At 63.5% G+C, this 13,190-nt stretch carries 13 protein-coding genes; 12 read left to right on the top strand and 1 reads right to left on the bottom strand.

Going from position 1 to position 13,190, the window contains the following annotated elements; genetic code table 11:
- Positions 1 to 279: 279 nt before the first annotated feature.
- Positions 280 to 1,716, top strand: a complete 1,437-nt coding sequence (locus SO140_RS30560) for a lipopolysaccharide biosynthesis protein (protein ID WP_474800732.1) — start codon at positions 280 to 282, stop codon at positions 1,714 to 1,716.
- A gap of 148 nt (positions 1,717 to 1,864) precedes the next feature.
- Here the strand turns inward: SO140_RS30560 and SO140_RS30555 are convergent, their stop codons facing one another.
- A complete protein-coding gene (locus SO140_RS30555; RefSeq protein WP_474800734.1) occupies positions 1,865 to 3,538 on the bottom strand; it encodes a Na/Pi cotransporter family protein in 1,674 nt (557 codons plus the stop codon).
- A 531-nt stretch (positions 3,539 to 4,069) separates the two neighbouring features.
- Here SO140_RS30555 and SO140_RS30550 point away from each other — a divergent pair.
- From SO140_RS30550 to SO140_RS30500, 11 genes are all read left to right on the top strand, one after another.
- Complete coding sequence (locus tag SO140_RS30550; RefSeq protein ID WP_449383151.1) at positions 4,070 to 5,428, top strand: ABC transporter substrate-binding protein; 1,359 nt, start codon at positions 4,070 to 4,072, stop codon at positions 5,426 to 5,428.
- Between the two features lie 71 nt (positions 5,429 to 5,499).
- Positions 5,500 to 6,474, top strand: a complete 975-nt coding sequence (locus tag SO140_RS30545; RefSeq protein WP_254108216.1) for a carbohydrate ABC transporter permease — start codon at positions 5,500 to 5,502, stop codon at positions 6,472 to 6,474.
- Positions 6,471 to 7,433, top strand: a complete 963-nt coding sequence (locus SO140_RS30540; protein WP_474800737.1) for a carbohydrate ABC transporter permease — start codon at positions 6,471 to 6,473, stop codon at positions 7,431 to 7,433. Before SO140_RS30545 ends, SO140_RS30540 begins: the two co-directional genes overlap by 4 nt.
- Complete coding sequence (locus SO140_RS30535) at positions 7,430 to 7,630, top strand: hypothetical protein (protein WP_449383149.1); 201 nt, start codon at positions 7,430 to 7,432, stop codon at positions 7,628 to 7,630. Before SO140_RS30540 ends, SO140_RS30535 begins: the two co-directional genes overlap by 4 nt.
- 10 nt (positions 7,631 to 7,640) lie before the next feature.
- Positions 7,641 to 8,738 (top strand): ABC transporter ATP-binding protein, encoded by a 1,098-nt coding sequence (locus SO140_RS30530; RefSeq protein WP_449383148.1) that lies wholly within the window; start codon positions 7,641 to 7,643, stop codon positions 8,736 to 8,738.
- Entirely contained in the window at positions 8,731 to 9,756 is a 1,026-nt protein-coding gene (locus SO140_RS30525; RefSeq protein ID WP_449383147.1) for an ABC transporter ATP-binding protein, read from the top strand. Before SO140_RS30530 ends, SO140_RS30525 begins: the two co-directional genes overlap by 8 nt.
- A 10-nt stretch (positions 9,757 to 9,766) precedes the next feature.
- Positions 9,767 to 10,390, top strand: coding sequence for a dihydroxyacetone kinase subunit DhaL (gene dhaL, locus SO140_RS30520; protein WP_449383146.1), 624 nt, complete (start codon positions 9,767 to 9,769; stop codon positions 10,388 to 10,390).
- Positions 10,387 to 10,779, top strand: coding sequence for a dihydroxyacetone kinase phosphoryl donor subunit DhaM (gene dhaM, locus SO140_RS30515; protein ID WP_474800740.1), 393 nt, complete (start codon positions 10,387 to 10,389; stop codon positions 10,777 to 10,779). The genes dhaL and dhaM overlap by 4 nt, the downstream gene beginning before the upstream one ends.
- A 31-nt stretch (positions 10,780 to 10,810) precedes the next feature.
- A complete protein-coding gene (locus SO140_RS30510; RefSeq protein WP_449383144.1) occupies positions 10,811 to 11,119 on the top strand; it encodes an HPr family phosphocarrier protein in 309 nt (102 codons plus the stop codon).
- Between the two features lies 1 nt (position 11,120).
- Positions 11,121 to 12,734 carry a phosphoenolpyruvate--protein phosphotransferase gene (gene ptsP / locus SO140_RS30505; RefSeq protein WP_498543527.1) on the top strand — a complete coding sequence of 538 codons (1,614 nt, stop codon included), beginning with the start codon at positions 11,121 to 11,123 and terminating at the stop codon, positions 12,732 to 12,734.
- Positions 12,731 to 13,156 carry a hypothetical protein gene (locus SO140_RS30500; protein WP_254097481.1) on the top strand — a complete coding sequence of 142 codons (426 nt, stop codon included), beginning with the start codon at positions 12,731 to 12,733 and terminating at the stop codon, positions 13,154 to 13,156. The genes ptsP and SO140_RS30500 overlap by 4 nt, the downstream gene beginning before the upstream one ends.
- Positions 13,157 to 13,190: the final 34 nt, after the last annotated feature.

The following is a 13,190-nucleotide window of genomic DNA, read 5'->3' as shown; positions in this document are numbered from 1 at the left end:
TGTTCGGCAACTTCCATGTCGATAGGTCCACGTTGGAGACGGTCGGTGGTGCTCGAAACCACTATTTCTAATGGGTGATCGCACTTGCGAGTTCAAGACAACCGCAAATTTAACGCTAACGTACGAAATAGAGCCTAACGGCGCATTCAACGGTCCGGATTGTCGCTTTATGCGCCTATTCTCCGGCATGCTGCAGCGCCATCGTCAAAATTGCCAAACCAAGGTCCAACTGATTAACGAAGCGTTAATTGGCTGGGATAATCACCGTCTCGTGCTCGCATGCTGAACCGCCATTTCTCGATCTATCTCGCGGCCTACATCCTGCCGGCCGCCGTCGGCTTTTTCGCGATCACGACCTACACGCGGCTGTTGAGCCCGGCCGAATATGGCGTCTACGTCGTGGGCCTGAGCATCGCCAGCATCCTGGGCGCGATCTTCTTTGCCTGGATCAAGCTGTCGGTCTCGCGCTACCAGGCGATGTCGCCGGAGGTGGATTTTCGCGGCACGGCGATGGTTGCCTTCGTGCTGACCGTCTCTGCCCTCTGTGCCACGGCGCCGCTGACCTTCCTGTTCCATCGCGATGTCAGCTATGAGCTGCTGCTTGCCAGCGTGTTCGTCGCCATCACCGCGAATGCGGTCGATGTCGGTCAGGAATTCGAGCGCGCCAAGTTGCGCCCCTACAGGTTCGCGGCCATTGCGATCGTGCGCAGCCTGTCCAGCGTCGGCTTCGGGCTGCTCGCGATCTGGCTGGGCTGGGGCGGGCTGGGCCTGCTCGCGGCGTTCGGCCTCGGTTCACTCACGGGCATCATCCTCAATCTCGCTGGTGACTCGACGAAGATCGCGCGCTGGCAGAAGAGCCAGCTCACCCAGCTCGCCCGTTACGGCTTGCCGCTGACAATCGGCGGTCTTTCGGTCGCGCTCTACTCGACCAGCGACCGGCTGATCGTCGCCTATCTTCTCGGCAAGGATGCCGCCGGCATTTTCGGCGTCGCCGCCGATCTGCCGCGGCAGTTCCTCGTGATGCTGGCCTCGAGCGTCGCTGCGGCCACCGTGCCCATCGTGTTCCGGACGTTGAGCCAGGAGGGTCACGCCGCGACCCGCGAACGGCTCAACGAAAGCCTCGAGCTCCTGCTCGTCGTGATCATGCCAGTCGCGGTCTGGCTCGCGCTCGCTGCGGACCAGGTCGCGGGAACTCTCGTCGGCGTCGATTTCCGCGCCGGCGTTTCGGCGCTGCTGCCGATGCTGGTTGCCGCGCGGATGCTGGGGATCGCCAATCAGTTCTACGTCCAGATCAGCTTCCAGCTCGCCGAGCGGCCCTTCATCCTTGCCGCCCAGTCATTCCTCACGCTGGTGCTGAGCATCGCGCTGATGTTCGCCCTGATTTCGGGCTTTGGGCTGTATGGCGCAGCGCTGGCAACGTTCGCGACCGAAGCCATCGGCTTCGTGGCTGCGGTCGTCCTGATGCGCCGCGCCTATGTGCTGCCGTTCGATCCGGGCCGGCTCGCGGGCGTGGGCGCCTCGGCCGCGGTCATGGCGATGGCGATCCTCGCGGTTCGCTCAGAGGTCAACGGCACCGGGCTGTTGTCGCTGATTGCGGTGAGCCTGGCCGGCGGCATCGCCTATGCCGGCGCGGCCTGGCTGCTCAATGTCGCGAACGCCAGAACGCTGACGCTGCGCCTGTTGCAGAATTTCAACCGGAAAGCCCTCGGCGTTTAGAGCATGATCCGGACCCGAAGCGCCGCGTTAGCGCAAAGCGTGAGACGGTTTTCCCTCGCGACAAGCGCGGAACGCGTTTGCGCGGAGATCATGCTCAAACAAATAACCTGATGCGCGATGACGGTTCATCGCGCTTTAGCGGATACGACTAGCCACGATCGACAAGGTGCGCCGCCGAGCGCCAGGCATGATGCGACATCGCCTGGAGGCTGCGGACCGTTTCGACGCGATCGAGTGCGGCGTCGGCGGTGAGGGCTCCATTGGCGACCGCGCTGAGCGTTGCGCTGCGGTGGCGGCGCAGCACTTGACCAAGTTCTGTCATGCAACGTTCGAGCTCGGCGATTGCCTCGTCAGTCTGGATCGCGCGCGGACCGGCCATGGCGTCGGTGCCATGCGGGACTGGCGCGACCGGCTGCGATGGAGCCGCCACGCCGCGCGCAATCGCGGCCGCGCTCCGCATCACTTCGGCGCATAGTTCTGCTGCGCGGATGTCCTCCGGTCCATCCTTCACTGAAGCGAAATTAATTCCGCCATTCGACACGTCCGTCAGCCGAGACGCGTGGTCGAGTGCATGCAGTGTGCTGGTCAGACGCCGTTGCTCGTCCTCGGTGTCAGGCGGTCCGGTCACCTCCGACAAAAATATCTGTGCCTGGCGCAGGGCGTCGGCAGCGTCCTGCAGCGATACGGCATCTCTCCCGAGGCGAACTGGTGCAGCGCGACCGGCCAGTGCTGCCTCAACCCAGGCGCATACCGTTACGAGCGCGCGCGCGACCGTTCGGCGCACCGCCTCCACGGCCACGATTGGAGTCACGAGTGCCGATGGATCGAGGCATCGCGTGAGCGGTGAGCCGCGCTCGGGCAGGATACGCTCGACCAGGCGCGTGAACTGGTTGATCAGCGGCAGCAGGACCACCACACCGACGACATTGTACGCGGTGTGATATCCGGCCAGCAGCGTGACGCCATCGATGCTGTCCGAGGCACGCACGAGCAGGGGGATGGTGACGGGAAAAAGCACGAGCGCGATCAGGGCGGCGATGAGCTTGAAAAGCACATAGGCGATGGCCAGCCGCTTGGCGGTGGTGCTCGCGCCAATCGCGGCGAGGGCGGAGCTTGTTGCCGTTCCGATATTCTGGCCGATGATCAGCGCGCAGGCCTGGTCCAGCCCGATTGCACCGGCAAAGTGGCCGGACAGGGTCACCGCCACGGCGGCGGTTGACGACTGCATCAGCGCAGTCATCACCAAGCCGATCACGACGAGCACCAGCACGCCGAACAGGCTCGACCACCACCGCCCGTCGGGACCCGCGAGAACGGCAGGAAGGTCCGCCGGGTGCAGTCGTTCGGCGAGCCCGCCCATGCCCTGCTGCAAGGTCGTCAGCCCGAAAAGCACGAGCCCAAATCCGGCGAGCGCGGCGCCGGCGCCGGAGATTCGTCCGCGGGCCAAAAGCTTGGTCAACGCGCCGACGAAGATCATCGGCAGTGCCGCGGCGGTGAGCGAGACACGGACGCCGATGAGCGCGACCAGCCAGCCGGTGCCCGTGGTGCCGATATTGGCGCCGAACACAAGCCCCAATCCTTGCTGGAACGTCAACAGGCCGGCGCTGACGAGACCGATCGTCGTCATCGTCGTTGCACTCGATGACTGCACCAGGAGTGTGACGACAGCGCCCCAGAAGGAGCCGTGCAGCGGTGTCGCGGCCGCCCTGCTGAGCACCGTGCGCAGGGCGGAGCCGGCCAGCGCCTTCAGGCCCTCCGTCATCACGGTCATGCCAAGCAGGAAAAGACCGACGCCGCCGAGTACCGAGATTGCCGTGGACATGCGGTCTCCTGAAGTGAACGACGATCAGGCCAGCCCCCTTTTTGACTGTAGCGCAGTTGCTGGAGTGAAGGCAGACGACGAGACCGCCTGGGAACTGCGCTGCATTGAACGTTCAGTAAAATGATTTGCTAAACACGATCCCTGCGCTTCGACTGCGCGACGCGGGGCTGCATCGGTGCAGCCTTACGTTCAGGGCGCAAAGCGGATCTTCTTAAATCAAGGCCATTTCGCTGCGTTGCAGCAAGCTCGCGGTTGAATGCTATCGCGGCGAGCTTGTCGGCGAGCTCGCCAAAAACCGGCTTGACGAGCTCTGAAATTTAGTAATAGGTTTAGTATTACAAAAAAATAAACATCGCGCATCGAGCTGATGTGTGGGAGGAGCCCAGCCCGTCCGGATCCGTTTCCGGGCGCGGTCAGTCTCGTTCTCCATCATCTCATCGCTCATCAACTCGGTTTCAGGGTCTTGGCGTCGTTCCGATAAAGGCACGCGCCGAGCGGGTTCGGTGGTTCAACGATAGAGAGGAAACGGACATGCGAAGACTCAAATGGCTAGGTGGTGCAGTGACGTCTGCGGTCCTTGGGGCCGCCGCGCTAGTGGTGACGGGCGGCGGCGAGGCCGCGGCCCAGGGGAAGCAGCTCACGTTGTGCTGGGCGGCCTGGGATCCGGCCAACGCCCTGGTCGAGCTCGGCAAGGACTTCACCAAGCAATCCGGCATCGAGATGAAATACGAGTTCGTCCCCTGGACGAGCTATGCGGATCGCTTCCTCAACGAACTCAACTCACACGGCAAGCTCTGCGACCTGATCATCGGCGACAGCCAGTGGATCGGCGGCGCTGCCGAGAACAAGTGGTACGTCAAGCTCAACGACTTCTTCGACAAGGAGAAGATCTCGATGGACGATTTCGTCCAGGCGACCGTCGTCGGCTATTCGCAGTGGCCGAAGAACTCGCCGAACTACTGGGCGCTGCCGGCGATGGCCGATGCGGTCGGCTGGACCTATCGCAAGGACTGGTTCTCACGGCCCGACATTCAGTCGGCGTTCAAGGCCAAGTACGGCCGCGATCTCGCGCCACCCAAGACCTTTGACGAGCTGAAGGAGATCGCCGCGTTCTTCCAGGGCCGCGAGATCGACGGCAAGAAGGTGTACGGCGCCTACATCTTCACCGAGCGCGGCTCGGAAGGCATCACGATGGGCGTGACCAACGTGCTCTACAATTACGGCTTCAACTACGAGAACCCGAAGAAGCCCTACCAGATGCAGGGCTTCGTCAATTCGGCAGATGCTGCCAAGGGGCTGGAGTTCTACAAGGAGCTCTACAAGTGCTGCACGGCTCCGGGCCTGACCAACGCCTACATGCAGGAAGGTCTCGACGCCTTCAAGTCCGGGCAGGTGGCGATGCAGATGAACTGGTTCGCCTTCTTCCCCGGGCTCTACAAGGACCCGAACGTCGGCGGCGACAAGATCGGCTTCTTCGTCAATCCGGCCGGTCCGAACGGCCACTTCACCCAGCTCGGCGGGCAGGGCATCTCGGTCGTCGCGACGTCGGACCACAAGGACGATGCACTCGCCTACATCAAGTGGTTCGCGCAGCCGACCGTTCAGCAGAAGTGGTGGCAGCTCGGCGGCTACTCGGCGCTGAAGGCCGTCGTCAACGCGCCGGACTTCCCCGCGAGCGCGCCGTTCGCTCCGCAGTTCCTGGAGTCGATGGCGATCGTGAAGGACTTCTGGGCCGAGCCGTCCTACGCCCAGCTCCTGCTCGACATGCAGAAGCGCGTGCATGACTACGTCGTTGCCGACAAGGGAACGGCGCAGCAGGCGCTCGATCTCCTGGTTAAGGACTGGTCCAAGGTCTTCAAGGAGCAGGGCAAGCAGGTCGCCTCGCAATAAACGAGACCGTTCGCATCGCTCCAACTGGTTTCCCCGGGGAAGCGCCCCGGGGAAGCCGAACCAGCCAGCCGATGGACAAGATGACCACGATTCTGCAACCCGATCATGTTACGATCCCCGGCGTGAGCGAGCCCGCCAAATCTCGTGCCACGCGACGCGTCCGCGGCCTGTCGGACCGGGCCATCGCCTGGCTGTTCGTCGCCCCAACGATTGCGCTCCTGCTCGCGATCAACATCTTTCCGCTGGTCTGGATGATCAGGCTCTCCTTCACGAGCCTCAACCTCAGCATGTCGTATCTGCCGCTGCGGTTCGTCGGGCTCGACAATTTCACCGACATTCTCACCGACGAGGACGTCTGGATCAGGCTCCAGACCACGGCGCAATTCGTGATCTCGTCAGTGGCGTTGCAGGTGGTGATCGGATTTGGGCTCGCACTGCTCATCAACCGCCAGTTTCGCGGTCACAGCTTCTGGACCACGATGATCCTGCTGCCGATGATGCTGTCGCCTGCGGTGGTCGGCAACTTCTGGACCCTGCTGTTCCAGCCGCAGATCGGACCGTTCAATTACCTGATCAGCCTCTTCACCGGCGTGCCGCCGAGCTCGTTCAGCATGACCGGCGAAGTGGCGCTGGCACCGTGGACGATCGTCCTCGTCGATACCTGGATGTGGGCGCCTTACGTCATGCTGATCTGCCTCGCCGGGCTGCGCTCCATTCCCGACTACATCTATGAGGCTGCGGAAGTCGATCGTGCCTCGGCCTGGCGCCAGTTCTGGTCGATCACGCTGCCGATGACGGTGCCGTTCCTGATGCTCGCAGTCCTGTTCCGCGCCATCGAGAACTTCAAGATGTTCGACATGGTCAACCTCCTGACCTCGGGAGGGCCGGGATCGACCACCGAGCTGGTCTCGATCACGCTGAAGCGCGCGGCATTCGAGAAATGGCGCACCGGCTATTCTTCCGCGCTCGCCATCATCCTGTTCGTAACCGTGTTTGGTGCAGCCAACATCTACGTCAAGGTGCTCAACAAGGTGAAGCAACGATGACCGCCGCTATCGCCAAATCCACTGCTCACTCCATCGTCGAATCCTCGCCGCGCACAAAGGCGGTGGCCGGCAGCCTGGTCATCCTCTATGCGGTGATCACGATCCTGCCGCTGGTCTGGATCGTCGCCACGGCATTCAAGTCGCAGAGCGATGCGATTGCCTATCCGCCCAAGGTTTTGTTCCAGCCGACGCTGGAGGGCTATGTAAACCTGTTTACGGTACGCACGCGGCAGACGCCGGACTTCATCGCAAAGCTTCCGCCGCCGCAGACCTGGTACGACAAGCTCGTGCGCCAGCACGACATGGTGATCGCCGGCCCCTCGAAGGTCGTGCCGCGCTTCGTCAATTCGCTCATCATCGGCTTCGGCTCGACCTTCCTCGCCGTGTTTCTCGGCACGCTCGCGGCCTATGCGTTCTCGCGATTTCGCATTCCGCTTGCCGACGATCTCCTGTTCTTCATCCTGTCGACGCGGATGATGCCGCCCGTGGCCGTCGCGATTCCGATCTATCTGATGTACCGCCAGCTCAACCTGACCGACACCAGGCTCGGGATGATCCTGCTGTACACGGCGGTCAACGTCTCGCTCGCGGTCTGGCTGCTCAAGGGGTTCATCGACGAAATTCCGCGCGAGTATGAGGAGGCTGCCCTCGTCGACGGCTACACGCGATTGCAGGCGCTGCGCAAGGTGGTGCTGCCGCAGGCAGTGACGGGCATCGCGGCAACGGCGATCTTCTGCCTGATCTTTTCCTGGAACGAGTATGCGTTCGCGGTTCTGCTCACCAGCGGCGAAGCCCAGACCATGCCGCCCTTCATCCCCTTCATCATCGGCGAAGGCGGACAGGACTGGCCGGCCGTGGCCGCCGCGACCACGCTGTTCGTCGTTCCGATCGTCCTCTTCACCGTTCTGTTGCGCAAGCATCTGTTGCGCGGCATCACCTTCGGAGCTGTACGCAAATGACCGGTTCTGCGATTGCCAATGGCGGCGTGATGCGCTGGTTCCGGCGCGGGCCCTGGGAGACCGGAGCGACGATCCTGATCGGCGTCGGCATCGTGATGCTGGTGCAGCCGTTCTCGCTCGATCTCTACAGCTATTCGTTCGTGACGATCCTGGCGGGCACGCTCGGCTACGTCGTTGTGAGCCATTTTCCGGAATAGGGCCGCAGATATGGCACAGATCCGCGTCGAAAACCTGCGAAAATCGTTCGATCAGTTCACGGCCGTCGAAGGCTCGAATTTCACGATCGACGACGGCACCTTCTTTGCGATGCTCGGTCCCTCGGGCTGCGGCAAGACGACGACGTTGCGCATGATCGCCGGCCTCGAGCTGCCGACCGAGGGCAAGATCCTGCTCGATGGCGAGGACGTGACCTTCGACCGTGCATCCGCCCGCGACATCGCGTTCGTGTTCCAGCTGTTCGCGCTCTATCCGCACATGAACGTCGCCGGGAATATCGGCTTTCCCCTGAAGTGCCAGGGCATGGGCCGCCGCGAAATCCGCCAGCGCGTCGAGGAGACCGCCCGGCTGCTGCGCATCGAGCATCTGTTGTCGAGCAAGACGTCAAAGCTGTCGGGCGGTGATCGCCAGCGGGTGGCGCTCGGCCGGGCGATGGTGCGGCGGCCAAAGGCCTTCCTGATGGACGAGCCGCTCGGAGCACTCGATGCGGAATTCCGCCATCTGATGTGCGGCGAGCTCCGCGATCTCCACGATCGCATCGGCGCGACCACGATCTACGTGACGCACGACCAGCTCGAGGCGATGTCGATGGCGGACCAGATCGCCGTCATGAACAAGGGGCGCGTCGAACAGATCAGCTCGCCGCAGGAGATTTATGACCGGCCGGCGAGCATGTTCGTCGCCGACTTCATCGGCTCGCCGTCGATGAACTTCCTGAGCTTTGAGGGCGGCCTGCATTGCGGCGATCGCGCCGTCAGTTTCCATGACACCGTCATCGCCGTGCCAGAGATCCGCGAGGACCGTGCCAGCGCGCCGCTGGTCCTCGGCGTCCGTCCGGAGCATATCCGTTTCACCGATGCGGCGCCGGTTCGTGGCGAGGTGTTCGGCGCGGAATATCTCGGCACCAACCAGATCGTCACCGTCGACACCGCGCATGGGCGGGTTGCAGCCCGGCTGCCGTCCGCCACACCGGTGCGGATCGGCGAGATGGTCGGTCTCGAATTTCACTCCGAACGGCTGGCGCTGTTCGATGCCGGCAGCGGCCTTGCGATCCGCACCGCGAACGGGGGAGGCGCTCGCCATGGCTGACGTCATTCTGCGCAACATCAACAAGCGTTTTGGCGCGATCGAGGCGGTGCGCGAGCTGTCGCTTGCGATCGACGACGGCGAATTTCTCGTGCTGCTCGGCCCGAGCGGCGCCGGCAAGACCACGACCTTGCGGCTCATCACCGGGCTCGAGCAACCCGATTCGGGCTCGGTCATGATCAACGGGCGCGACGTCACGCTCGATCCTCCGGGGTCGCGCGACATCGCGTTCGTCTTCCAGCAATATTCGCTCTATCCGCACCTGTCGGTTTACGACAATCTGGCGTTTCCGCTGCGCTCGCCTGCGCGGCGCGTTCCGGAGCCGGTCATCCGCAAGCGCGTCGAGCAGACCGCGGAGCTCCTGCATATCGCCAGCAAGCTCAACAACCGCGCCACCCGCCTGTCCGGCGGTGAAATGCAGCGCGTCGCCATCGGCCGCGCGCTGGTGCGGGATCCGTCGATCTACCTGATGGACGAGCCGCTGTCGTCGCTGGATGCGAAGCTGCGCGCCGAGCTTCGCCTCGAGCTCAAGCGGATCCAGGTCGAGCTCGGTGCAACCATACTCTATGTGACGCACGATCAGGTGGAAGCCATGACCATGGCCACGCGCATCGGCGTGATCAAGGACGGCCAGCTTCTCCAGCTCGGCACACCTCGGGAAATCTACGAGAGCCCGTCCAGTACGTACGTCGCATCACGGCTAGGCACGCCCCAGATCAACCTTCTTCCGGCACGTCTTGCTTCGGAGATAGTCCTTCCACCCGGTACCGAGACCATTGGCATCCGCACCGAGCATGTGCAGATCGCTGCGCGAAATGGGGGGCGGTTGATCGGCCGCGTGCATCGGGTCGAGCATCTGGGTGAGCAGAATCACGTTCACCTGGACTACAAGGGCCAGACGCTGGTGACGCTTGCGGACCCGCGCCAGCCGCTCCAGGTTGGTCAGGAGGTTGAATTGCACCTGAAGCATCCACTTTATTTCGACGGCGTGGGGCAACGCATCAACGCCATGGTTCACTGAGGATCATTCAATGTCGCTGCAACCCGAGACATTCAAATCGTTGGTCAAGGTGGCCGCGGAGCAGGTCATCGCGAGCGCGCCGGAGCTCACGAGCCTGGATCAGGCGATCGGCGACGGAGATCATGGCACGAACATGAAGCGCGGCTTCGAAGCCGTGCTCGGCAAGCTCGATGCGATCTCCGCGCAGCCGTTCGACGAGGCGCTGAAGACGATAGGCAAGACCCTTGTGATGACCGTCGGCGGCGCGTCTGGACCGCTCTACGGCAGCTTCTTCCTCGCCGCCGGTGAAGCGCTGTCGCATGACAAGCACCTGCCGGATGATCTTGCAGAAGTTTTCGCAAGCGGAGTCGATGCGGTAAGCAAGCGCGGCCGCTCGCAGGCTGGAGAGAAGACGATGCTCGACGTGCTCGTTCCTGTCCTGGAGGCGTTGAGGACGGATGCCGGGCGGCCCGACATCGTCGAGCGCATTCGCTCCACGGCTGCCGAGGCCGCCGAGCGGACTGCGCCGATGCAGGCGACAAAAGGACGGGCCTCGTTCCTCGGACCTCGCAGTGTCGGACATGTCGATCCCGGTGCACGGTCGAGCTGCGTCCTTCTGCAAGCGGTGTGCGCGAGTCTTGAGGGGCGGCCATGAACGACACCGTGGGCATCGTGATCGTCTCGCATTCAAAGGACATTGCCAAAGGCACCGCCGACATGGTGCGGCAGATGGTCGGCAGCGAGGTCAAGGTCGCCTTCTGCGGCGGCAATCCCGACGGCGGATTGGGAACCAGCGTGGCTCTGATCGTCGATGCCATCAATGACGCGTGGTCGCCGAAGGGTGTCGCGATCCTCGTCGATCTCGGCGGCGCCGAGACCAACAGCGAAATGGCGGTTGAAATGCTGGACCCTGGGCGACGGGATCTCGTTGTCGTCTGCAACGCACCGATCGTCGAAGGTGCCGTGATGGCGGCAACTGAAGCGGCGGGCGGCAGCTCGCTGGCCGAGGTGCGGGCCGTGGCCGAGGAACTCTCTGCCGACTGAAATGTCGGCGACGCGAGGATGGAATATGACGATGTTGGAAACTTCAAACGTGAACGGACAGATCTTCACGGGCACCGTACAACTGGTGCACGCGGTAGGCATGCATGCGCGCCCGGCGGTCAAGCTGACCAAGCTCGCCAAGAAGTTCGAGGCGCAGATTTCCGTCCGCGTCGCCGGCGCGGCCGAGTGGATCAATGCCAAGAGCGTGGCCAAGATCATGGCCATGCGCGCGGCCCATGGCAGCATGATCGAGATCAAGGCGTTGGGCGGTGATGCGGAAGCGGCCGTCGCCGCACTGATCGATCTGATTGCATCCGATTTCCCAGACGGGATCGCGTAACATGCGAGACAGCGCTTCAGGACCGGCCTACCGTGGCAGAACCGCCTCGATCGGTTTTGCCCAGGGGCCGTTCATCCGGGTCGATGCGGGCGCGAACGGCGAGCGGGTCGCCGGAACCCTGGTCGATGAAGCGCTTGCGCTGCGGAGCGCGATTGACAGCGCGAGCCGGCAGATCGCCGAGCTCGCTGCAACCGCCGGCGGTGAAGCCGCGCAAATCCTGGAATTCCAGGTCGCGCTGCTGGAGGACGAAGATCTGGTCAGCGCGATCCTGGCAGCGATCGGCGAAGGCGAACCCGCGGACGCTGCCTGGCGCGCGGCATTCGACGAGCAGATCGCGGACTATAATTCGGCGCCGGACGAGTATCTGAAGGCGCGCAGCTCGGATCTTGCTGACCTGCGCGATCGCGTATTGAACATCTTGCGCGGCGGCGAAGGCCATGCGCTGAGAATTCCGAGCGGTGCGGTCGTCTGCGCCGACGATCTGCCGCCTTCGCGCTTCCTCGAGATCGACTGGTCCGATGGCGGCGGCCTGGCGCTGCTGCGCGGCAGTCCGACGAGCCATGTCGCGATGCTGGCGCGTGCCCGCGGCATTCCGATGGTGGTGCAGCTCGGCGCGGTGCCGGCGGCAGGGACCTCGGCACTGCTCGATGGCGAGGGCGCAACGCTCGAGCTCGATCCCAGCAGCGAGCAGATCGGCCTGTTCGAGAAGCGGCGGGAGCTTCACCGCAAGAGCAGGGCCTCCGCGCGAGCCATCCTGCGGCGGCCGGCATCGTCCTGGCGCGGTGAACGGATCAAGCTTCTCATCAACATCCAGCGCGTCGAGGATCTCGACTATCCGGATGCGCAATATGCCGATGGCGTCGGCCTGATGCGCACCGAGTTTCTGCTGTCGGAGCACGTCTTGCCTGACGAGGAGACGCAGTTTCAGGTCTACGACCAGGTCTTGCGCTGGGCCGACCGGCGTCCGGTGACGATCCGCACCTTTGACGCGGGCGGTGACAAGCCGGTGCCGGGCTTCACGCCGGACGGCGAGGCAAACCCCTTCCTTGGGGTTCGCGGTCTTCGTCTTTGTCTCGCACGGCCCGAGATCTTTGCGGTTCAGCTCCGCGCACTGGCGCGTGCGGCGGTGCGTGGAAATCTCAAGGTCATGTTCCCGATGGTCACGTCGGCGAGCGAGGTCGAGGCGGCACGAAAGCTGTTCGCCGACGTCGTGCAGGACTTGCGGGCGCAAGGCACTCCCGCGATGCTTCCCGACCTCGGGATCATGGTCGAGGTGCCCGCAGCGGCGCTTTCGATCGCCAGCTTCAGGAGCGCCTTCTTCTCGATCGGTTCGAACGATCTTGCGCAATACGTCCTTGCCTGCGACCGCTCGAATGGCGCTCTCGCATCCCTGATGGATCCCTTGCACCCCGCTGTTCTCGAGTTGATCACGCGGACCGCGGAGCACGGCCGGCGCAATGGAATCCCGGTGAGCCTCTGCGGGGACATGGCGAGCGAGCCGCGCTGCATCCCCGCGCTGCTCGATTGCGGGCTGCGCGAGCTCTCCGTGAACGTCTTGGCGCTTGCGCAAATCAAGCAAACGATCGATCGTCTGGGCAGCGGGGGTGGGACTTGACTGACGCCGTTGCCGATGAACCGGCGGAAGCCGGCGCCGTTGCAGTCTACAAGCGCATTTTCAAGGAGGTGCTCGACAAGCGCCCCTCGGGAATGCGGCTGCGGCTTGCCCATGCTATGGGAAAGAACCGGAGCTTCGTCAGCCAGATTTCCAATCCGGCCTATCCGGTGCCAATCCCGGTGCAGCATCTCAACACGATCTTCGACGTCTGCCACTTTCCTCCGCAGGCGAAGGCGGCCTTTCTGCGTGCCTATGCGCGCGCGCATCCGCGCAGGATCAGCCGGCTGACCGAGGGACCGCACGAGCGGACCTTGACGCTGCATCTGCCCGATCTCGGCAGCGGCAAGCGGAATGCTCAGCTCGATGCGCTGCTCCAGGAGTTCGCGCGGCGGCTGATTGCCATCATGCAGGAAAAAGAGTGAGACCGAAACTGAGGCATTGAGTGATGGGGAGGGT

It is taken from the genome of Bradyrhizobium sp. UFLA05-108, assembly GCF_059803455.1.
Note: the sequence above shows the minus strand (reverse complement) of the source record. Positions and strands in the feature narration are given on the sequence as shown.